General features: G+C 52.9%; 19 protein-coding genes and 1 tRNA gene. 10 read left to right on the plus strand and 10 right to left on the minus strand.

All coding sequences use genetic code 11. The features are described 5' to 3' along the window. Positions 1–7: 7 nt before the first annotated feature. Positions 8–1,135, minus strand: coding sequence for an FtsH protease activity modulator HflK (hflK, locus tag HNQ81_RS13230; RefSeq protein WP_183351782.1), 1,128 nt, complete (start codon positions 1,133–1,135; stop codon positions 8–10). 316 nt (positions 1,136–1,451) lie between these two features. Between hflK and HNQ81_RS13235 the strand changes: the two genes are divergently transcribed. After that, positions 1,452–2,741, plus strand: coding sequence for a hemolysin family protein (locus tag HNQ81_RS13235; RefSeq protein WP_183351783.1), 1,290 nt, complete (start codon positions 1,452–1,454; stop codon positions 2,739–2,741). A 157-nt stretch (positions 2,742–2,898) separates the two neighbouring features. On the opposite strand, the gene HNQ81_RS13240 is transcribed toward HNQ81_RS13235, so the two are convergent. Beyond that, complete coding sequence (locus HNQ81_RS13240; protein WP_183351784.1) at positions 2,899–4,854, minus strand: phosphoenolpyruvate carboxykinase (GTP); 1,956 nt, start codon at positions 4,852–4,854, stop codon at positions 2,899–2,901. Between the two features lie 776 nt (positions 4,855–5,630). Between HNQ81_RS13240 and HNQ81_RS13245 the strand changes: the two genes are divergently transcribed. Together HNQ81_RS13245 and HNQ81_RS13250 are read left to right on the plus strand one after the other, a co-directional pair. Then, the gene (locus tag HNQ81_RS13245; RefSeq protein WP_183351785.1) at positions 5,631–6,149 is read left to right on the plus strand and encodes a hypothetical protein; all 519 of its coding nucleotides are present in this window, start codon (positions 5,631–5,633) and stop codon (positions 6,147–6,149) included. Beyond that, the gene (locus HNQ81_RS13250; RefSeq protein ID WP_183351786.1) at positions 6,146–6,496 is read left to right on the plus strand and encodes a hypothetical protein; all 351 of its coding nucleotides are present in this window, start codon (positions 6,146–6,148) and stop codon (positions 6,494–6,496) included. The genes HNQ81_RS13245 and HNQ81_RS13250 overlap by 4 nt, the downstream gene beginning before the upstream one ends. A 38-nt stretch (positions 6,497–6,534) precedes the next feature. On the opposite strand, the gene HNQ81_RS13255 is transcribed toward HNQ81_RS13250, so the two are convergent. Further along, on the minus strand, positions 6,535–6,852 hold the full coding sequence (locus tag HNQ81_RS13255; protein WP_183351787.1) for a hypothetical protein: 318 nt from the start codon (positions 6,850–6,852) through the stop codon (positions 6,535–6,537). Positions 6,853–7,161: 309 nt separating this feature from the next. On the opposite strand from HNQ81_RS13255, the gene HNQ81_RS13260 reads away from it, so the two are divergent. The 3 genes from HNQ81_RS13260 (at position 7,162) to HNQ81_RS13270 (ending at position 9,378) form a co-directional block, all read left to right on the plus strand. Next, on the plus strand, positions 7,162–7,923 hold the full coding sequence (locus HNQ81_RS13260; RefSeq protein WP_183351788.1) for a hypothetical protein: 762 nt from the start codon (positions 7,162–7,164) through the stop codon (positions 7,921–7,923). 187 nt (positions 7,924–8,110) lie between these two features. Beyond that, a complete protein-coding gene (locus HNQ81_RS13265; RefSeq protein ID WP_183351789.1) occupies positions 8,111–8,569 on the plus strand; it encodes a hypothetical protein in 459 nt (152 codons plus the stop codon). Continuing rightward, the gene (locus HNQ81_RS13270) at positions 8,506–9,378 is read left to right on the plus strand and encodes a hypothetical protein (RefSeq protein ID WP_183351790.1); all 873 of its coding nucleotides are present in this window, start codon (positions 8,506–8,508) and stop codon (positions 9,376–9,378) included. The genes HNQ81_RS13265 and HNQ81_RS13270 overlap by 64 nt, the downstream gene beginning before the upstream one ends. Before the next feature lie 438 nt (positions 9,379–9,816). On the opposite strand, the gene HNQ81_RS13275 is transcribed toward HNQ81_RS13270, so the two are convergent. The 7 genes from HNQ81_RS13275 to HNQ81_RS13305 all read right to left on the minus strand — a co-directional run bounded on the left by HNQ81_RS13275 (position 9,817) and on the right by HNQ81_RS13305 (position 17,638). After that, positions 9,817–10,500: a hypothetical protein gene (locus HNQ81_RS13275; protein ID WP_183351791.1), complete on the minus strand. Its 684-nt coding sequence runs from the start codon at positions 10,498–10,500 to the stop codon at positions 9,817–9,819. Positions 10,501–10,852: 352 nt separating this feature from the next. Continuing rightward, the gene (locus HNQ81_RS13280; RefSeq protein ID WP_183351792.1) at positions 10,853–13,429 is read right to left on the minus strand and encodes a toprim domain-containing protein; all 2,577 of its coding nucleotides are present in this window, start codon (positions 13,427–13,429) and stop codon (positions 10,853–10,855) included. Positions 13,430–13,722: 293 nt separating this feature from the next. Beyond that, entirely contained in the window at positions 13,723–14,301 is a 579-nt protein-coding gene (locus tag HNQ81_RS13285; RefSeq protein ID WP_183351793.1) for a hypothetical protein, read from the minus strand. 2 nt (positions 14,302–14,303) lie between these two features. Further along, positions 14,304–14,552, minus strand: coding sequence for a helix-turn-helix transcriptional regulator (locus HNQ81_RS13290; protein ID WP_337833457.1), 249 nt, complete (start codon positions 14,550–14,552; stop codon positions 14,304–14,306). Between the two features lie 223 nt (positions 14,553–14,775). Next, complete coding sequence (locus tag HNQ81_RS13295) at positions 14,776–15,759, minus strand: hypothetical protein (protein WP_183351795.1); 984 nt, start codon at positions 15,757–15,759, stop codon at positions 14,776–14,778. A 76-nt stretch (positions 15,760–15,835) separates the two neighbouring features. Further along, the gene (locus HNQ81_RS13300; RefSeq protein ID WP_240191570.1) at positions 15,836–17,167 is read right to left on the minus strand and encodes a tyrosine-type recombinase/integrase; all 1,332 of its coding nucleotides are present in this window, start codon (positions 17,165–17,167) and stop codon (positions 15,836–15,838) included. Positions 17,168–17,551: 384 nt separating this feature from the next. Further along, a tRNA-Leu gene (locus HNQ81_RS13305) sits at positions 17,552–17,638 on the minus strand. A gap of 56 nt (positions 17,639–17,694) precedes the next feature. Between HNQ81_RS13305 and HNQ81_RS13310 the strand changes: the two genes are divergently transcribed. From HNQ81_RS13310 to HNQ81_RS13325, 4 genes are all read left to right on the plus strand, one after another. Then, positions 17,695–18,696, plus strand: a complete 1,002-nt coding sequence (locus HNQ81_RS13310) for a bifunctional riboflavin kinase/FAD synthetase (protein ID WP_244960483.1) — start codon at positions 17,695–17,697, stop codon at positions 18,694–18,696. A gap of 235 nt (positions 18,697–18,931) precedes the next feature. Beyond that, the gene (locus tag HNQ81_RS13315) at positions 18,932–19,561 is read left to right on the plus strand and encodes a tetratricopeptide repeat protein (RefSeq protein ID WP_183351796.1); all 630 of its coding nucleotides are present in this window, start codon (positions 18,932–18,934) and stop codon (positions 19,559–19,561) included. Between the two features lie 119 nt (positions 19,562–19,680). Continuing rightward, positions 19,681–20,727, plus strand: coding sequence for a DVU0298 family protein (locus HNQ81_RS13320; RefSeq protein ID WP_240191569.1), 1,047 nt, complete (start codon positions 19,681–19,683; stop codon positions 20,725–20,727). Next, the gene (locus HNQ81_RS13325; protein WP_183351798.1) at positions 20,724–21,323 is read left to right on the plus strand and encodes a tetratricopeptide repeat protein; all 600 of its coding nucleotides are present in this window, start codon (positions 20,724–20,726) and stop codon (positions 21,321–21,323) included. Before HNQ81_RS13320 ends, HNQ81_RS13325 begins: the two co-directional genes overlap by 4 nt. Positions 21,324–21,325: the final 2 nt, after the last annotated feature.

Here is a 21,325-nt window from a genome sequence, read left to right on the forward strand (position 1 = left end):
ATTCCTCTTAATTGAGCGGCTGTTTCGCTTCCGGGGCGGCTAATCCTTTCGCGCCGGAGAGATTCAGGAGGGGGAGTGGCGATTGCTGGTCCTTGTCGATGATATAGACCGAGTCGACGTTGGGCAGGATCTCCTGCATGGCCTCGAGATATAATCGCTGCCTGGTGACATCGGGGGAATTTTTGTATTCCTTGAGAATGTCGGTGAACCTCTCAGTCTCACCTTTGGCATTGTTGACTCTGGCTGCAGCATATCCGTGCGATTCCTGGATGATCTTTTTGGCGTCGCCGCTCGCCTTCGGGATGACCCGGTTATAGGTCTCCTGGGCCTCGTTGACCAGCCGTTTCATGTCCTGATCGGCCTCGTTGACCTCGTTGAACGCTGGTTTGACCGGATCGGGGGGGTTGATGTCCTGGAACTGGACTGTGACTACGCCGACACCGGATCCCAGTTTGTCGAGCAGGGCCTGCAGTTCCTTCTTCACTTCGGCCGCGAGCAGTTCACGGTAGCTGAGAACATAGTCGAAGTCCATATTGCCGACGATTCGTCTGGTCACGCTTTCCGAGGCGTCGCGGACCGCCTGCTGGACATTTCGAACCTGGAAGAGGAAAGAGTAAGGATCGCTGACCTTGTACTGGACGATCCATGCCACATTAATGACGTTTTTGTCGGCGGTCAGCATGAGTGATTCCGCCTCATACCCGGTTCTTTCGAACGATGTCTGGCCTCCCGTCCGGGTGCGGAACCCGAATTCCTCCTTCCGGATGCTCTCGGTATCGACCTTGTACAGGGTATCGACATAGGGAATCTTGAAATGCAACCCTGGCGCCGCGCTTCGCAGGTATTGACCCAGCCGCAGCACCACGCCGATTTCTCCCGGGGCGATCTTGAAGACCGAGAGATAGACCCCCTGCAGCAGGATCAGCACCAGTATGACGGTGAAGATCTTACCTATGTTGGCGAACGGGTTGATGGGGTTGCCGGCGGGAGAGCTGCCATTGCCGCCTTCAGGCGTTGGTTTTTTCGAGTCTGAAAAGAATTCCTGCAGTTTTTTGATGAGTTGGGCGACCATCTCCTCGGGGCTCTGCGGTCGGTTCCTTCTGCCCCAGGGTGGCTGTTGATCTTGATTGGACATAAACGGTTTCTCCCGATTTGAAATTCGCGGCTGATGGTAAACTGGGACCGGAAAAGGCCTCGTCATTGACGACACCTTTGCTCGGATTATTCTTTTTTGTTGGAATTGCTGGGGATCTTCAAAAGAATATAGAACATAAGTATTCCTCCTCCGGATTGCAAATCAAATCGACATCGATAAAACGTGGTTTGCGTTGCCGGGAGGAATGGTATCTCGTTGGCGTTTGTCGGAAAAGGGCTGTAGAATCGAAAAATTCGAAATGATGTGTGTACCAAGCTGCGCCCAGCCCTGTCGATGGCCGAGGAGATTGTTCATTATGGATATTTTCGTACTGCTGATGCTCATCCTGTTGAATGGGCTGTTTTCGATGTCGGAGATTGCCGTTATATCCTGTCGCAAGTTCCGCCTGCAGAAGCTTTCCAATATGGGCAATCGTCGGGCCCAGGCGGCGCTGAGCTTGAAGACTGATCCTGTTCCCTTTTTGTCTACGGTTCAGGTGGGGATAACGATGGTCGGCATTCTCAGTGGTACCATCGGCGAAACAGCCCTGGTCGATCCCCTGTCGTCATGGCTCAGCGGATTCCCCTCGGTACAGCCGTACGCCAGAGGCATCGCAATTGCGGTCGTCATCGTCACTCTGACCTTTTGTTCCGTCGTGGTTGGAGAACTCGTTCCCAAACAGCTGGGTCTCATGGCGCCGGAGAAGATAGCCATGATCATTGCCCTGCCGATGAAGGTGCTGGCCTACGTGACCCAACCTTTGATCTGGCTTCTGTCGGCATCATCGAACCTGGTGCTGCGTATTTTCAGACAGGATAGCGGACAGGAACCGCCGGTCACCAACGCCGAGATCAGGCTGTTGATGAAACAGGGTGCGGAAGCAGGGGTATTCCATGAGAGTGAAAAAATGCTGGTCGCCAACGTCCTTCGCCTCGATGAGCAGAGTGTCAGAGCTGTCATGACGCCTCGCCAGGAGATCTACCTGATTGACCTCGACACCCCGGAAGCTGAAATCCTGAAACAACTTGCCGATTGCCCCTTCGCTCAGGTCGTGGTTTGCCGTGGAGGTTTGGATCGGATTCTCGGCATCCTCCGGATCCGTGACCTTCTCACGGCAGCGCTGGGGCATGAGCGACTGGTCGTCGAACGCTGGCTGCAGCCACCGTTATATCTGTGGGAAGGGGTGACGACAACGCAACTGATCGAAAATATGAGGAAGGCCAGCTCGGAGTGCGCGCTTGTCGTTGATGAATACGGGGAAGTGCAGGGCTTAGCAACGTTAACCGACGTATTAGCCTCCATTGTCGGAGATCTGGCCGCGTCAGATGTTTCTGATGAAAAAGATTTTGTGAAACGGGAAGACGGATCGTGGCTGGTCGACGGCAGTGTGGCGGTGGAGCGTCTGAAACTTCAACTGAGAATTGATGATACCTTCCCCGGGGAGAAAAAGAACGCCTACATCACGACCGGCGGCCTGATCATTTACCTCCTTGGCAAAATCCCTTCGGAAGGCGATTTTGTCGAACAAGGAAGTTGTCGTTTTGAGGTCGTTGATATGGATCACAATCGGGTCGACAAAGTTCTGGTCTCCCTGATAGCCGAATAAAATCTCTGTTCGGCTCACCCTCGGTGGTCCCGGAATATCCAGTAGAGGGGAAAGATGTGGCTAGAATTCCAGCGGCTGGGCGGGTCGAGAAAGATCACCCCGAATGCCGGTATCCTGATGAGCCGGCATTCGGGGCGGGTAGAGGAAAAAGAAGAGGTTATGCCAGGGCGTCAATGGGCACGACTGAACCGTACTTCTCTTTCAGTTTGTTCAATTCGTCTTTTTGCCGGGCGTATATTTCAAAGAGCTTGGCAGGAATATCCGCTTCCTTGCTGTAGGCATCGCGTTGCAGGTCAATTCTGGCGATGATCTTGTCAAGGTAAAGGGAGAACTGCATGTTGTACAGTTCTTGCGGGTATTCTTTGCCGATCCCGGCGAACAGCGGTTTCAGATCATCGTAGCGTGGCAGATAGCCGATCGGGGTGGTAATGGCGGTGACTTCCCCGTGGGCGAACCTCTCGAGCCATCCCAGCCAGACCTTGACGTCCTTTTTCTCCCCGAGCAGTCCCTTGCCCGGTCCTTGCCGGTTTTCATGGGTGAGGAAATAGTTCAGCCCCGCCATGATCGGCTTTCCGGCTTCACTGAATTTCGAAGAATTGAAGAACTGAAACTGGGCTGCCATATAGTCGGCCAGGGCGCCGGGGATAAACGGGGCATTGGCCCAGGGTTGGCGTCGTACGCCGGTGGCGCCGACCTCGGTCGCCGTGGCCTTGGAGACGATCGAGGCGCCGATGACGACGCCTTCGTCGGCGTTTTTGGCTACCCATACCGGCGGCATCGTGTCGGAATCACGGCCGGAATAGGTGATGACCTTGACGGGAGCTCCCTGCGGGTCTTCGGCGACCTGGGTGGCATGATTGGCGATAGCCGAGGCCAGAAGCGTGCAGCGGGAGTTCTTGTGCGACAGGGGCACTACGTTGCCTTCGTGATCGACTTTTCCTTCGTACCACTCCCCCATGAAGTTGGAGCCGTTTTTCGGAACCTCTTCACCGTGCCCCACCCAGTGAGGGACACCATCGGCATCGACCAGTACATTCGACCAGATGACCTCGGTTCCATCTCCTCGTAGACAGTCCATCAGGTAGGGGTCGCCTTCCCGATTGACATCCTCGACGATGCCGAAGATTCCTTTTTCCGGGTTGATGGCCCGCAATGTACCGTCATCAGCGATCCAGAACTGGGCCAGATCGTCACCGATGAAATCGGTTCCGACCATGGCGGTCGTGGTCTTGCCGCAACCCGAGGGCGCAGCCCCGGCGAAGAAGGTCTTGCGGCCGCCGGGACCGGTCAGGCCGGTGATGAACATGTGTTCAGCCAGCTGATCCTCAACCTTATAGTAGGTGACATAGTCGACGGTAAATCGATGATTGCCCTTCTTCAGGAGCAAGGTGTTGCCGGCATAGGTGCAGAAGGTCGAATAGGTGGTCATCCAGCTTCGGTCCATGAAGATCCTGGCATTGGGTACATCCTCGGATCTGTTCGGTCCTTCCGAATGGAGGTTGGTATAGAACAGACCGGCCCGGACGGCCTCGGCATCAAAGTCGGCATAACAGTTCCGGTACAGCAGTTCTGCCGAATGCAGGACATAGGCGGACGACGATATCTCAATCGCCGGCTGGGCTGCCGCCGCCCCTACCGGCCCACGACTGTAGAACCCGACCATCATCACCATTCCGTTCATGATGTTCCGCATGTACTGCTGAACGTAGGAAAGGGCCTCATTCCGAAGGATCGATTTGGCAAGAGAACTCATCTTCTCGCCTTCGTTAATGATATAATATGTCTGGTTGACCAGTCGCGCCTGGTCTTCGGGGAGGTCGAAATGGATGGTGTGGCCTTTTTTGGCAAGCGGCCGCTCTTCTCCTTTTTCCAATGCATGCTTTCGAATCCACTGGACATCCGCTTCACTGCCGGTGTTGATGAAAACCTTGTCGGGGCCGCAGATAGAGATCGCATTGGCAATCTTGACAAGGGCTTCTTCATTGGTGATTACGGCCAATTTGTTTTTGTTCGCCTGGTCCAGTTTTGCGTCGAGTAAAATCCTGGCTGCGTCAATCGAGTCGATGGCACCAACAGTGGTCAGGATGTCGTCACCCTTTCTGAGTTCGAGCATGCTTAACTCCTTGAAATAAAATATAAAATACTTTGCGCGAGATCTATCGATGGCAGTCGAGAGAAGTGGCGGTCTGCAGACTCCAGCAATAATAGGTTTTTTTATTTTACCAGTCAAGGCATAGATAAGATCTGTTAGCTACTCCTGTTGGGCTTTTACCGGTTCCGAGGAAAAAACGGCAGTGTGCTTTGGGTAGATTGAAGGATGTTGTTGCTCTTTTCATCGCAACCGTCAGGGTGGTTGAGTTTGTTGACTTGACAACGGATTCAGGGTATTCTTAATATTTTGCTGTCTGTTCGGAACCGATTCGTTTGTTCATGAAGGCTGTTTGTAATATCAGGTTGGATTGCTACCGGTAAAAACAAAGAGGTGTTGGCGTAACCGGTATCGATATCCGGTTTACAGGACCTCGATTTCTAGGACAATCAGGAACGGGCAAAGGACAGTGCTTTTTCGTGATAGAACAGCAGAGAACGAAAAAGCCCGCAAACCTTTTACGGCTGCGGGCTTTATGGACTTCAGGGGAAGACTTTGGAACTTAGAATGGTGCGAAGAGAAGACACAAATAAACTTTCATATATGATGTAAAATCATATTATTGGGTAATACGAAAAAAATTCGCCATTCGAAAATACCCGCATTTGTACCCGCTTTATGTTGCTGCTGTCCCTCCTGCTGCTGTATCCTCAAGGCTGCTACAAGCTGTTGAATTTCCCCTGTCTCCCTCTCGTATATCATCCCATTTTTTTTTAGCCCGGTCGCTGCCGGCTGATCTGTTGCCCGAGCTGGCTTCATCCATCTTTGATCGAGATCCGGCCGCCCCGGTCGTCGGTGGAGTGAAGGCCGGGCCTCGGTATGGCCGTGGTGGCTTCCTGCCGGTGGCGGCGATCGTGGCCGCCGTGGTCATGACCTGGTTGAAAGAGTGCGGCCGGGTGCCGACCGGAACAGCGCCGGGGTGTGAGCCGATCCGCTGCCGGTGGCTCCGGTCGGTGTCGGCGGATCTGTTGCCGGAGCTGGCTCCATCCATCTTTGACCGAGATCCGGCCGCCCCGGTCGTCGGTGGAGTGAAGGCCGGGCCTCGGTATGGCCGTGGTGGCTTCCTGCCGGTGGCGGCGATCGTGGCCGCCGTGGTGATGACCTGGTTGAAAGAGTGCGGCCGGTGCCTGTCGGAACAGCGCCGGGGTGTCATCCGATCCGCTGCCGGTGGCTCCGGTCGGTGTCGGCGGATCTGTTGCCGGAGCTGGCTTCATCCATCTTTGACCGAGATCCGGCCGCCCTGGTCGTCGGCGGGGTGAAGGCCGGGCCTCGGTATGGCCGTGGTGGCTTCCTGCCGGTGGCGGCGATCGTGGCCGCCGTGGTGATGACCAGGTTAAAAGAGTGCGGCCGGGTGACGACCGGAACAGCGCCGGGGTGTCAGCCGATCCGTTGCCGGTGCCCTGGTGCATTGATGACCGATCGAGATCCGGCCGCCCTGGTCGTCGGTGGAATGAAGGCCGGGCCTCGGTATGGCCGTGGTGGCATCCTGCCGGTAGCGGCGATCGTGGCCGCCCTGGTGATGACCAGGTTGAAAGAGTGCGGCCGGTGCCTGTCGGAACAGCGCCGGGGTGCCAGCCGATCCGTTGCCGGTGCCCTGGTGCATTGATGATGGATCGTGGCTTTCAATCCTTTTTTCTTGACAAATTAATCAGTTCGCCTACTTAGCTCAACTTTGACTTGTTCTTCATAGGCTTTCCAAGAATCGGCTGCTGTCGTCGCCTGCTCTGCATGCTTGTAAAGTATAAAAAGGAGTTCGCTTAAATCATCATCATCAAACAAACATTTATTCTCGTCTCCCTCAATTGCAGCAATCATAACACGCAAAAGACTTGTCATTCCTCTGAGCGATTCAAACAGGTCGGCATGTTGACGTTCTGAGCCATAGTCTAACAAATAAGCGAGCGGCCTTTCGGCAATAGGTGTTTCGACTATGGACCTTGTGGAAGTAGTGGCTTTTAACATGGTATTTCCTCCAATTAAAAATGCCGTGAGTGCTCCTAAGCCTTAGACGGCTCCGGGGGCCTCGCGGATTCCCCGACACTCACGGCAAACTTGATTGGTAGAATAAAAAAGACCTGTTTTTATGGTGCCGGTCCTGCACCGTCTAAGTTTAGGAATTTTAGGTTATCCGGTCGGTTGGGTGTTGTCAATGTCGTTCGCTGTCCTTGTGGTGTATCGACTTGATTAAAAGACCGTGGGCGGATGGTCGGAACAGCGCCAGGGTGTCAGCCGATCCGCTGCCGGTGGCTCCGGTCAGTGTCGGTCCGGTCGGTGTCGGCGGATCTGTTGCCGGAGCTGGCTTCATCCATCTTTGACCGAGATTCGGCCGCCCCGGTCGTCGGCGGGGTGAAGGCCGGGCCTCGGTATGGCCGTGGTGGCTTCCTGCCGGTGGCGGCGATCGTGGCCGCCCTGGTGATGACCTGGTTGAAAGAGTGCGGCCGGGTGCCGACCGGAACAGCGCCAGGGTGTGAGCCGATCCACTGCCGGTGGCTCCGGTCGGTGTCGGCGGATCTGTTGCCGGAGCTGGCTCCATCCATCTTTGACCGAGATCCGGCCGCCCCGGTCGTCGGTGGAGTGAAGGCCGGGCCTCGGTATGGCCGTGGTGGCTTCCTGCCGGTGGCGGCGATCGTGGCCGCCGTGGTCATGACCTGGTTGAAAGAGTGCGGCCGGGTGCCGACCGGAACAGCGCCGGGGTGTGAGCCGATCCGCTGCCGGTGGCTCCGGTCGGTGTCGGCGGATCTGTTGCCGGAGCTGGCTCCATCCATCTTTGACCGAGATCCGGCCGCCCCGGTCGTCGGTGGAGTGAAGGCCGGGCCTCGGTATGGCTGTGGTGGCTTCCTGCCGGTGGCGGCGATCGTGGCCGCCGTGGTGATGACCTGGTTGAAAGAGTGCGGCCGGTGCCTGTCGGAACAGCGCCGGGGTGTCATCCGATCCGCTGCCGGTGGCTCCGGTCGGTGTCGGCGGATCTGTTGCCGGAGCTGGCTTCATCCATCTTTGACCGAGATCCGGCCGCCCTGGTCGTCGGCGGGGTGAAGATCGGGCCTCGGTGTTGCCGTGGTGCCTTCCTACCGTCGCGGTGGTATACCTCAGCCCGTTCTGTCAATGTGTGCATTATGTGCTTGCATGGCGCAGCATCTTCAATAAAGCCGTTTTTGATGGCATTGAATGTTAATTTAATATTGTATCCGTGTGCAAATAAGCGGAGTGTGCAGCGCGAGTAATGTTTTCGGTTGTCGCCGTCGGTTGTCGCCGTCGCAAAGAAAAGGCCGAACAGTTCTTTCTGTTCGGCCACTGGCTTGGGCTGCTGGAAATTCGTTCGTCAATCGTAAAAATCAAGGCGCTTCAACTGCGCCCTTGTCGGTTTTTTCTCTTTGCCGGTGGTCCCGGTGCATCGATGACCGATCGAGATCCGGCCGCCCCGGTCGTCGGTGGAGTGAAGGCCGGGCCTCGGTATGGCCGTGGTGGCTTCCTGCCGGTGGCGGCGATCGTGGCCGCCGTGGTCATGACCTGGTTGAAAGAGTGCGGCCGGTGCCTGTCGGAACAGCGCCGGGGTGTCATCCGATCCGCTGCCGGTGGCTCCGGTCGGTGTCGGTCCGGTCGGTGTCGGTGGATCTGTTGCCGGAGCTGGCTTCATCCATATTTGACCGAGATCCGGCCGCCCCGGTCGTCGGCGGGGTGAAGGCCGGGCCTCGGTATGGCCGTGGTGGCTTCCTGCCGGTGGCGGCGATCGTGGCCGCCCTGGTGATGACCAGGTTGAAAGAGTGCGGCCGGGTGACGACCGGAACAGCGCCGGGGTGTCAGCCGATCCGTTGCCGGTGCCCTGGTGCATTGATGACCGATCGAGATCCGGCCGCCCTGGTCGTCGGTGGAATGAAGGCCGGGCCTCGGTATGGCCGTGGTGGCATCCTGCCGGTAGCGGCGATCGTGGCCGCCCTGGTGATGACCAGGTTGAAAGAGTGCGGCCGGGTGACGACCGGAACAGCGCCGGGGTGTCAGCCGATCCGTTGCCGGTGCCCTGGTGCATTGATGACCGATCGAGATCCGGCCGCCCTGGTCGTCGGTGGAATGAAGGCTGGGCCCTCGGTATGGCCGTGGTGGCTTCCTGCCGGTGGCGGCGATCGTGGCCGCCCTGGTGATGACCTGGTTGAAAGAGTGCGGCCTGTGCCTGTCGGATCAGCGGGGGGGTGTCAGCCGACCCGCTGCCGGTGGCTCCGGTCGGTGTCGGTGGATCTGTTGCCGGAGCTGGCTTCATCCATCTTTGATCGAGATCCGGCCGCCCCGGTCGTCGGCGGGGTGAAGGCCGGGCCTCGGTATGGCCGTGGTGGCATCCTGCCGGTAGCGGCGATCGTGGCCGCCCTGGTGATGATCTGGTTGAAAGAGTGCGGCCGGTGCCTGTCGGATCAGCGCGGGGTGTCATCCGCTCCGCTGCCGGTGGCTCCGGTCGGTGTCGGCGGATCTGTTGCCGGAGCTGGCTTCATCCATCTTTGATCGAGATTCGGCCGCCCCGGTCGTCGGCGGGGTGAAGGCCGGGCCTCGGTATGGCCGTGGTGATGACCTGGTTAAAGGATCGTTGCCGGAGCTGGCCAGGATCAGCGCCAGGGAATCCGTTCCGCTGCCGGTGTCCTGGTCGGTTTCTCCCTTCCCCTTGAAGTTTGGAGTGTTTAGGGATTTATATGAAAAGATATATAAAATCAATAAGATATCTACTTGCATGAATTTTGCCGGGTTCTTCCTGTCAAAAAAAAGCGGGTCCTCCCAATGAGGTGCCTCTATACGGGTGCGACGACCCCATAAAACGGCTCCAGTCGATTTTTTTATTTTCTCTGGAATAATGTAACATTGCTGTTTTTACGGGAAAATATATCAATATAGTTGATAACTTTAATTATTCATTAATGTATTGATATTATAGAACAATATCTAATCTTACGGATAAGCTGCCTGTGTTATTTTTCTTCCGCATGATTCGAAGGTGAAAACAATCTTTCCATTTCTTCCGATCTCTATAACAAGTCCTTCAATTTTCCAGACCGAAAACCAAGCCACTCCCCAATTTCCACACGGGTAGCGAAGTTTGCCCCTCCTGACCAGGGCGGCCCTGGTCCACCCAGCTTTCAGAAGATCCTGCATGTTCACTTTGATCCATGGCCATGCCGCCTTGAAGTTTTCGGGGTTTTCTCCGAGGCTCCGTGTTGATGCTTGCGGGGTGAACCCGAGTGGCAAGGTTGAATCGACTCCTTGATTGCTCTGAAGCCGATCCGGGCCGGTGGCTTCAACCGGTTGACCTTCTATATGGGGGGTACAGTTTGAACAGAAAAAACCGCCTCTTGATCCATAAATGAATAACCTTCCTTTGCATATCGGACAGGGCCGAAGGAATGAAAGGCGCTCAGGTTTTCTGTTCCTTTTCGTCGCCTGGTCTGTGCTTTTTTTCGGGCCAGTGGCAGGGGTGATGTTGTGAGAAACCGCGATTTCCTCTTCGCCCTGGCACTCGTCACCTTCTTTCGGCGCTCGTTGGTGGGCTTTTTCTGGTTCCGGTTGATCTGATTTGCCATGATTTGAAGTGGAATCGGTTTTTTTTAGCCGGTCGATGGCATCAAAGAAACTCATGATCGGTCCTTAAATGTGATAGGAATATAAAAGTGCTGTCACCAAAAACGGGCTAGCTGTCACCAAATAACGGCATGTGTCACCAGGAACGAAACTTTTCTGAAATCTTAACTGTATGAAATATATAGATTATTATTATATTATTTACAATTGGTGACAGTGGTGACAGTGGTGACAGTAAATTGCACTATACGCGCGAGGGTGTTTCATGTTTCCCTTGTTCGTGTTTCAATTCTATATATGGGAAAAATGCTGTCACCAGTGTCACCACTGTCACAATCGTTTAATATCAGTAACATAGGCTGTCACCATTGGTTTTCTACGGTGTCACCACTGTCACCAGGTCGGCGTCTCAGGCATCGTCCTTCTTGAACCATGGGAGATCGAATACCCATACCCTTCTTTGCTTCGGTCTCCCTGTTTCGTCTGTATCGGGGTCTTCGGGGAACCGGAACCTGTAGCTGTTCCTGAGGTACGCGGGGTGTTTCTGGAGTGCCAGGCTCAGGTTTTCATTGACTTGAATATTTATACCTTTGTTGCGGATTAGGTTTTCAGCTTTCGGAAGGTTGACATAAATGTGTCCCTTCTCGTTGTCGTAATGGCAAGCTAAGGACAGTTTGTCGTCTTTAACCTCGTCAAGTAGTTCAAAGAAATGATCGGCTAGCGATGTTTGGCGTATAGCGGATGTGATGCACTTCTTTTTCCCGATTTCCTTCAAAAAATGGGGGACAGCTCCGTCTTGATCGATGCCGAAACAGGAACAGAAAAGCCGGTGAAAAGCCAGAATCAAGGCGTGATTCTGTAGTATCCTGCGCTCGTCCATTGGGCTAAGGTCTTCAATTGCTTTTTCATATTCTTTACCCCATGCTGCAAAGTGCTGGCGATGGGTAAGGACCTGGCGCAAGATCCCGGCCAATTCCTTATTGTCTGTGTCGATAATTCTTGTATAGGCTTTCCGGCTGTTGTCGGTTAGTTGCTCGGCTTGAAAGTGCAGGCTTATCACCCGCTGTTTTTCCTGCTTCGTGTTGAACGGTTCGGTATTCTGGCAGAACAAGAGGCTGCCGAGAAATGGCGCTTCCTTGGTTTGCAGGTCGTTGGAAAAAGCGGCCTGGACCTGCAAGGGGCCTCGGTTGTATGCCGTAAGAAGTATGGAGTAATCAAAACCCTTTTCGTTGCGGTGGCTATCTTCAAGCAGGGCCGTGAACAAGCCGGATACCTGGCCTATCGTACGAGTTAACCCTTTCCTGCTGTTCAGTTGGGTGATGGGTAGGCCCTCAATGTCGCGGCCTTGAATAGCGTTCATGGTGGTGACTAGGGCGCTCTTGCCGCTTGCCGGGTCGCCATGCAAAGACAGGAAAGGGAAAAAATCCGTGGTGGCCTTGACTTGGTTGACAAACCAACCCGCTATCACCCAAGAGAGGGCAACGACGCCATTCAGCCCCCAAGCGCTCAGAATCACCCCGTGTATTTCTTTAACTCGGTCCTTGCCAATTTCGGCCGGGAAAATTGCTTTTTCTTCGCTGTGGGTCGGTGGTCGAAAATGCTGGTTGTAGCCCACCTGAAAATTACCTCGCTTATCAGGCAAGAGAATTTTTCCAGAGGTATCGGTAGCCCACTTCGAAAAGATGTAGTTTCCGGTCTCCGGTTGATATCCTGATACGGTCAATTGCTTTACTTCCGGGGCTTTTTTGTCGTCGGAAATTTTTGAAGCAAGAGCTGTGCAGGCTTTCGCGTCTCCCTCAAAATTGATTTTCGCATAGGTGAGGAACCATTCCTTAAGGCTGCGGTGGCTGGCGAGGTCCTTCCCGGTTGCGGTGGCCTCAATAGCCCTGCCTTTTACGGGCTGAATTTCCAGGTGGTAGACATACTCCGGCCGGGCCGGGTTCGATCGATCAAGGATGAAGCTGATAACTCTGGCAACTCCTTTGAAACATCGTGATACCGAGATGAAAGCATCTTCAGCGTTGCCGCCCCTGGGTATTTTCTTTTCGCTGAAATATGTTGATCCCTGGAAGGCGAAGAGGCCGGGGGCGGTATTGAAAAAATTACTCCAATGATCGGCGTATTCCTGGGCCGTTCCAGCCAATGCCAACTTACCGTTGAGGATGTAGCGGGGGGTATTGGCGCTGAATGTGTTCTTGACTTGTTCGGGGGTGCCTGATTGTAACAGGTCGTTCCAGTCCTGCCCCTGGTCGCAAAGAATGACGGCGGCGGCCGGGTGTTCAAGGTGCCATTTTTTACATGCCCGGTGGCCAGCTGCATCGTTGTCGAAGCTGAGAACAAGAAACTTGTATTCTGAAAGATCGACTTTAGCGGGGTCCTGCCCGGAACTGAGGACTGCGATTGCCTGTTCTCCCAACTCCAGCAATGAGAGTGCGTTTAAGACCCCTTCGACAATCCAGGTTTTTTTTTCAGGATCATAGGGGATTGTCGGGTGTTTCCAATATTTCCCGGTAGTGCTGCCGATATTGTGTGTTTTCCCATCTCCAGGGGGTGGGCTGAACAACCGGCCGTTCAGTACTTCCTTGCCTTTCTCATCTTTGCCAACAGGAAACATGACGGCGCCACTTCCTGTTTTCCTGACGTTTTTCAGATATCGATAGTCAAGGTGTTCGAGAATGGCGGGGGAAAAGCCGCGTGATAGAAGATACTCCCGCGCCGGTCGGTGTGGATCTGCCTTGGTCGCTGGAAAATCGCGTTCAATATTTCGCCTGACCTCGGGGAACAGCTCAAAGGTATTCTTTTTGATCCCACACTTAGAGCCTCGGTTGCAGTTTATAGACATTGGCCGGGCGGCATAGGCCCATGCTTTGGTGTCCCCGCAAGCCGGGCAAATCAATTGCTGGATGGTGTTGCCGTTGGATCTGGTTTTTTCGGTCCAATACGGTGACTGTCGAAGAGCGTCCAGGAGTTTTTCATTTAACGTCATGTTTGCTCCTCTTCTTATCTTTCGCTGTGGTGGAAGATAATCGGCGGATCGGGCATGGAGTCTTGAAACATTGTGATCTGCTTAACTCGCAAAATGTTCCATTACAAAAGGTCATAGCCGCTTTTGTTAATTCGTGTGGTTTGGCAAAAACGTTCCATTGAACAAGACGATAAATAAATAAAGGGCAACTGTTGTCTTCGCAGTATCGCCTGTGAAGTTCATTCCCACTACAGCAAACAATCAAGCAGTATTTCGGAATAGCATCCATTTTCATATGCTTAGTTCTCATTGTTTCAAGATGGTTGTTGGCTAGTAAACGATTCTTCCAATTCTTGGAAACAAGGGCATAATTGCAAGCATATGATATTAATATATTTATCTCTTAGTTTTAGAAATTTAGTCGATAAAATTTGGTCGAACGTTGGGCTTTTAATGATTGCGTAATAAGCACTAACTACAGACATTAACGCGCCAAATTCATAAAAAAGCCTTATGCATTGAATATCATAGATATCAAAAACCGATGTTAAGCCATGCGATAAATTACATTCTCGGTCCCCTATCTTTTTTTGAAAAATATCAGAATTAGACCGAGTAAAACCAGCCAAAAAATGATAATTTTGTTTGCTATTGGGGTCAGGATGGTAAAAAGAATGTGCCTTATATGAGTCATGATGAAGACCGGCGACAAACTCAAGGAAATTTATAAAATCGTCTAAAGCCTGAATCAATTTGAAATGACCGTCCTTAATTTTATCAAGGTGTGGTTGCTTGATGATGGTGGAGACATAGGGGTAAATGGTTTCAACGGCCTGTTTTCTTGTCCTCCATAGCTCAAGGCCGACTTCTTGGTGCATGGCTGCGGGTATCATGATTAAGACCTCCCTTGGGAACAGTCGTTTGGGTGTGCCTGCCCGGCAGAAGAAAGACTTTGTATCCAAGCCTGGACGGCACTTTCCGTCCATCGAACGGAACGTTTTCCAAGGCGGAAAGGTTCGGGAAATTCCTTATTTTGAATAAGGTTATAGATTTTCGATTTCTTAAGGCCGACGATGGCCTCGACTTGGGACAGTCTGAGAAGGGTGTCCGTGTTTTTCATGTATAATCCTCCATTGGTGTTCATCTTTCTCTTGATGACCTTACGGAAGCTATAACACGGATGTAACTAAACTCTATGGGCTTTAGCTGGCTGGATTAAAGCCCATAATTGTTTCATTTTTACATTACTCAACTGTTGGTGAGGAAATGGCGTTCTACAAACACACGGCTGTGTTTGCCAGACGTGGCCTTGGTGATGTTCTTGGGGATTGTGCAGGGCTGGGTTTGCTGGGTGTAGCCTAATAAAGCTAGACAGAACGCTTGACAGCCGAAAGAGGAATGCCGGAAAGTGCTGCTTTTATAAGTTTTTTTGCTTGGTTAAGATCTTTTGATAATGTCGATGAAGTCATATCTATCTTACCCCACCATTTTTTCTGAGCTATTTCGCTCTTCGTCTTACCCTTTCTGTCCATTTCAAAAGCCAAAAGAGACCTGAGCATTATTTCAAATGTTGTTAAACCTCCTCTCGTTCTTTTATTTTTCTCCATGGTTCTTCTGAAGTCGAAAGACGCCTTAGCGTGCATTATTTCATTGGAAACAAAAGTCTCGTCGTGTGCGCCGTTTTCGATTTCGTTTTTCCAAGATTGTTCAATTTCTTCGAAGTATGCCGAATGTTTTTCTTCGAGTATTTTGCTGACCATTTTTGTTACAATTTCAACTGGGGTCAATGGATCAATTGAAATATGTATTCTATTGCTGATAAGCGGGGGGCGGTGCTCATAAGAAAAACCGTCATTTTTCCATTCTGGTATAGATTCAGGCGTTCTATGGAGTCGCCCTATTTCCTGTAAATATGTTAACTTCTCTCGTGATGTAAGTTCACGGACAGGCATTTCCCCGCGTGTATTCCAAGCTGCGTTCCAATTTAGACGAAGCGTTATGGCAATATCAAAAAGTATATTCATCCGATATTCTTTCCAATTTATATCGTGCTCGAAACAATACAGTTTTTCAATGGAATACAATTTTTCAAATGCTGTCCAGTTGTCTGAGATCAATGCTTCAATGCAAGCGTCAAACTCAACTGAAACCAAAATGGCCATGGCTGCAAAAAAATGATACGCAGGTTTTAGTCCCAAAGAGTCGTTCTCGTACCCTTCTTCATCTTCTTCTATGGTCTTTTGTATCAGCCGGACAGCTTTCTCGGCTCTTTTTTTCCAAGAACAAACATGAACGTCCGGTTCAGATACCAAAAAGTATAATTGGTTGCGGCAAGATTCCCTGGTAGGCATTTTCTAAAATTCCTGTTCGTAAGAATTTTCCATGATATTAGCCCCATGTGAAAATGTTGGGTGACAGTTTATCGATTCAGACCGATCTTTCCGCCACTTGCCGCCCTATCGGTATTATTTCCGCTCCATTTTCAATGTGATAAAGATACTTCCCCCACCACTCCATGATCTTGGTTCTTTCCGGCAGATATTCGGCTCGGTGATAGGCTGCCCTGACGGCGTTCTTTTCACGGTGGGCAAGCTGGCGCTCGATTGCGTCGGGATGGAAACCGCTCTCGTTGGCAATGGTGGAAAAAAGCGCCCTGAATCCGTGCATCGTTGCCTTGGAATGATAGCCGATCCGATACAGGGCAAAGAGCATGGTATTTTCCGAAAGCGGCCTTTCCGGGTAGTGGATGCCGGGGAAAACAAGCCCCTTATCGCCGTAGAGAACCTTTGCCCGGTTGAGGATCGCCATGGCCTGTTCAGACAAAGGGACGATGTGCAGTGACCGCATTTTCATCCGTTCGGCGGGGACCGTCCATATCTTCCGGCTGAGGTCAATCTCGTTCCATGTTGCTCCGCGTACCTCTCCGCTACGGGCTGCGGTAAGGATAGTGAATTGAATGGCGAGCTTCGTTGTTATGTGGATATCTCCCCCGGTCAGGGTCCGAAGGAAGGCGGGTAGCTCGTCAAGCTCTATCATCGGGTGGTGTTGGACCTTCTTTGCCCTGAGTACCCCCCGCATATCGGCGGCGGGGTTGTAGGTGGCCCTTCCGGTCTGTATCGCGTACCGAAAAACGCTGTTCATCCTCTGTAACGATTTGGCGGCGATTTCCAGCGCTCCCCGCGCCTCGACATTGCGGAGGATATGAAGGACCATCGGCGGGGTGATCTGTTCAACCGGCAAAGCGCCAATGGTCGGGAAGATGTTCCGTTGAAGAATGGTGAGGGTAGCATTGGAATGGGCCGGTGTCCATCTGGCGTCCTGGTGTTGGTGCCACTCCATGGCAATCATTTCGAAGCTGTTTTCTAAGATCGTCTTTTCTTGCTCTATGGCTTCGATGATCGCCTGTTTTTCGGCCTTGCGTTCCTTGGTGGGATTCTTTCCAGCCTTCAAAAGTTTTTTGGCGTCCCCGCGTTTTTCTCGGGCGGCCTCAAGGCCGGTGTCCGGGTACTCTCCCAAAACCATCACCGATTCCGACCCGGCAAACCGATAACGAAAACGCCATGACTTTCGACCGGTGGGTGCGATGTAGAGGAAAAGCCCGCCTCCATCCGTCAATTTGTACGGCTTTTCCTTGGGCTTCGCATTTCTTACTTCAATGGCGGTAAGCATAGGGGCCTCGTGTTCTGGTGGTTGCGGGTATGTGGTTCTTGATGGGCGATACCCGCTTTTGAGGGGGTACAAAGCGGGGCGGCGCTGCATTCTGTGCGCCGGGGTGGTTATATTGACTTGAGGCCGGTTTCGGGGTATCCTCCTGCCTCTGCTCGGTTATGGGGGCTGTTGGTTTGAGGCTGCCGGCCGGTGGAGTGGGGGGCGGTTTGTGAAGTGGGTACGCGGCCTGACGCTGCTTATCTGTTCCAGGTTCGATCTGGTAAGCCGAAATCAGCATAGACCTTTCAGGGGGTTAGTGGTTGCTGTTGGGTATTCGGTTCTGTTTAGCCTGTACCCGCATTTATACCCCCAAAAATCATGGATGTCAACGGACCGAAACGGAACATGATGGAAGAAACAGCAACAAAAAAAGCCCGCAAACCTTTTAAGGCTGCGGGCTTCATGGACTTCAGGGAACGTCGGTGTAACTTAATTTGGTGCCGAAGAGAAGACTCGAACTTCCACGAGGATACCCCCACTAGACCCTGAACCTAGCGCGTCTACCAATTCCGCCACTTCGGCAACGGGCTTGAATATGCTTCCTGGACCTCCGTTTGTCAAGATTTTCTTTTGACAGGTTGAAAAAAACAACACTCATATCGGATATTATGCATATATATAAAAGGATAGAGGATATTGTCGAACCCTTTGCCGATGTTTGCGTCACCATTGGTAATTTTGACGGTGTTCATCTTGGCCATCAGATGTTGTTTGCGGAAGTGGCACATAAGGCCTACAGCAGGAAAGGCGCGAGTCTTGCCATTACCTTCGAACCGCACCCTCTTCGGATTCTGCGTCCCGGCGGCATCAAACTGATTTCAAGCTGTGAACAGAAAATTGAACTGATCCAGATGGCCGGCATCGATGCCCTGCTCATCATTCCATTCAACCTCGATTTTGCAGCAACATCGGCCGAACATTTCGTCGATGATATTCTGCTCGGACGGATTGGCATGAAGGAATTGGTCGTCGGGTATGATTACGCCTTCGGCAAAGGTCGGAGCGGGAATATTGCATTTCTTCAGGAGCAGGGAAGGGTGAAGGGTTTTCCGGTCACAGTGGTTGAAGCCTACTATCTCGACGGTGTGCTGGTAAGTTCGACGAAGATCAGGCAGCTGGTTTCCGACGGGCGGGTGGAGGAAGCCCGGATACTTCTCGGGCGGCCATACCAGATACGGGGAGAAGTTCAGGTTGGAAAACAGCGAGGGGGAAAGGAGGTCGGTTTCCCTACGGCAAACCTGCAGGTCGATCCCGAAGATCTGGTGCCGAGACACGGCGTCTATGTTTCTCAGGTCATCTGCGAGGGAAAGTGCTACGGCGGGGTGCTGAATATCGGCCACAACCCGACCTTCGGTGGACAGGCACTGGTCGCGGAAACCCATATTTTCAATTTTGATCAGGACATCTACGGTAAGCCGATCAAGATAAATCTATTGAAATTTCTTCGTGGTGAACAAAAATTTGCCAGCGTTGCAGAGCTTGCGTCACAGATCGGCAGGGATGTCATTTGTGCTAAGACGATGCTGGCAGAACAGCAGAAGGAGCTGATGGTTTCCTGCTCGGAACATATCCCTTCCTGAAGATGGCCCGGTCCTGGCGAGTCGAGTTGAACGACCATTTTCCCCTTGCAAGTGGGATGAAGGTGTCTATAGTGTACCCGCCTGAAGATGAGGTGAACACTCCGCACCTGTCAGTGGCTGCAAGTATCTGTAGTAAATATAACTGCCCATCATTTCGGTACGATCATCCTGATTACGGCTGGTTTTGTTGCGGCGGATTGTCAATTGATGAGAATTTAAACCTCGAGGATAGAGCATGACGGAACAGTTGCTGGAGGATTTGCCAAAGGTTATTGCAGAACTGGAGAAGAAGTGCCGGGAGAATCCGAAGTCGGTCTCGGCATTTCATCATCTCGGACTGGTGTACATGAAGGCCGGCAGAACGGAAGAGGCGATTTCCTCCTTGGAGAGGGCGGTCGAGATTGACCCCTTGAATGGTGACGCAATGATCAACCTCGGAGCAATCTACTTTGGCCTGGGGAAACTTGACAAGGCGCTTGCGCTCAATGAAAAGGCGATCTCGGTTCACCCCGAAGGGGCGCAGGCATATGCTAATCTTGGGTTGATCAGGCAGCAGCGTAATGAGTTGGACAAGGCGCTCGAGGCCTATGAAAAAGCCCTCCAGTATAACCCCCGATTGGCCACCGTGTGGATGAACCTTACTTCTCTTCTGACAATGAAGGGGGAGGATGAGAGAGCCCTCGCCGCTGCTCGCAAAGGGTTGGAATTGGAACCTGACTCTGCCCTTGCTCACAACAACCTTGCCGTTGCCCTGTACTTCAGCGGGGAATATGCGACTGCAATGAAACATCTTGATAAGGCAAAGGAGCTTGGCTATTCCGTTGATCCGAACTTTGTCGCCCGACTGCGTGAAAAAATAAACTGATCCGATGCTACAGGGTCGGAAGACGGTAAGATATGGCAAAGGAACAGTTGAAAAAAAGGCCGTGGTGTCCATTCTGCGGACAGACGGTCGGGCGTCCATCGGAGGCCTCCGTTCGCAAGATGACGGAATTTCCTGTGGGCGCATGCCAGTGCGGAGCGGTGTATACATGTGACGCTACCGGGCATAATGTTGGGGCGGCGATGGTCGAGGCCCTGGTCTACGCCTGCGGTGATAATTGGGATCTGGCCTGGGAACTGATGCCGGAAGATGACTATCTGACCGGTCGCATCGAGAATTACGACGAGACCTTGCATCAGGTCATCGAGATGAAGAATATCGATGGCCGCTATGTCCGTGGAGTGTTGTACTTTGTTCGGCTGCACACCGAGATATCGGAATTGGCCCGTCGGCTGAAGGATAAAAAAGAACACCAGATTGCCGAGTCCACACCCATCGCCAAGGTTCAGGACCCTGTAATCGAGTCCGCTCCAGCGCGAAACCGGGTTCGCCAAAAGGCGACGAAACAGGCAGTCAGGGAAATGGTTGATCGAAGTGATATCGACGGCCTGGCAGGGTTATGCTTCGACGACAAGAAAACTCTGCGCCTGATGCAGCGTCTGCTCTATGATCCTGATGAGGAGAAACGGTGGAAAACGGCCTGGACCATCGGTCAGGTTTGTGCTCGAGTGGCAAGCCGTGAACCCGGTCAGGTCTCTGAGCTCCTGCATAGGCTTTTCGAGGCCTGTTCCGATTCTGCCGCCACGCCGTGGGGCATGGTCGAGGCGATTGGCTATGTCATTGCCGAGCGGCCGGATATCTTCGGGGCCTTCACCCGCTATCTGCTCCGCTATATCGGCGAGCAATCAACCCAGATTCAGGTTATATGGGCGATGGGGGAGATCGCCCGCAAACGGCCGGATCTTATTCGGGATACACCTTTTTTCAACCTTTTCCATTTCCTGCAGCATCCGGATCCGCGAGTGCGCGGCCTCATCGCCAGGCTTTTGGGGCGAATCAAAGCCACGGAGGCCGCTTTGCAGCTGATGGTCCTGAAGGACGATAATGCCGGGTTGATAGTCTGGGAAAACGGGAAAGCTTGTACAACGACGGTTGCCGCTGAGGCTGCGAAGGCAATCAGCGCGATCCACGGAGGGAAAGAAGCATGACGACAACATTACAGAATATCGGCTCCATCGCTCCGATGGCAGGCGCGAAAGACACTGATCCTGCCGACCCGGTGCGAACCGATTATGAAGAAGGCCGGCGATTTCTGCAGAACCGGGAATACTCTCAGGCGGCTGTTTCGCTGCATAATGCTCTGGTTGGTTTTGAGAAGAGAGGGGAAGAGACGGGGATTGCCAACGCCTCCAACCAACTGGGCCATGTCTGCCTGGCGCGACAGGAATTCACGCAGGCGTTGCAGCATTATCAGCGAGCCCTGGGGATTTGCGACAAGTTGCAGGATCAAATGAGTCTGGTTGCGGTTCAAAAGAAGCTCATCGAAGTATTTCGAGGTCTTAACGATCACTCGAAGGCAATCGAGATCTGTCTGGAACTGCTCGACAGCTATCACCGCAACAATGATCCGCGCGGAACGGTGGAGATACTTGAGGAGATGGCACTGATCTATCTCGACTCCGGCAACAAGGGAAAAGCTGCCGATGCCTACCGCACCGTGGCCTCGATCCACCGGAACTTCCGACATCATAGCATCGCTGAAAGTTATGTGAAAAAGGCGGAAGATATTGATCAGGCCGCCTGATC

Source organism: Desulfoprunum benzoelyticum, assembly GCF_014201505.1.
GTDB classification, from domain to species: Bacteria; Desulfobacterota; Desulfobulbia; order Desulfobulbales; family Desulfocapsaceae; genus Desulfoprunum; species Desulfoprunum benzoelyticum.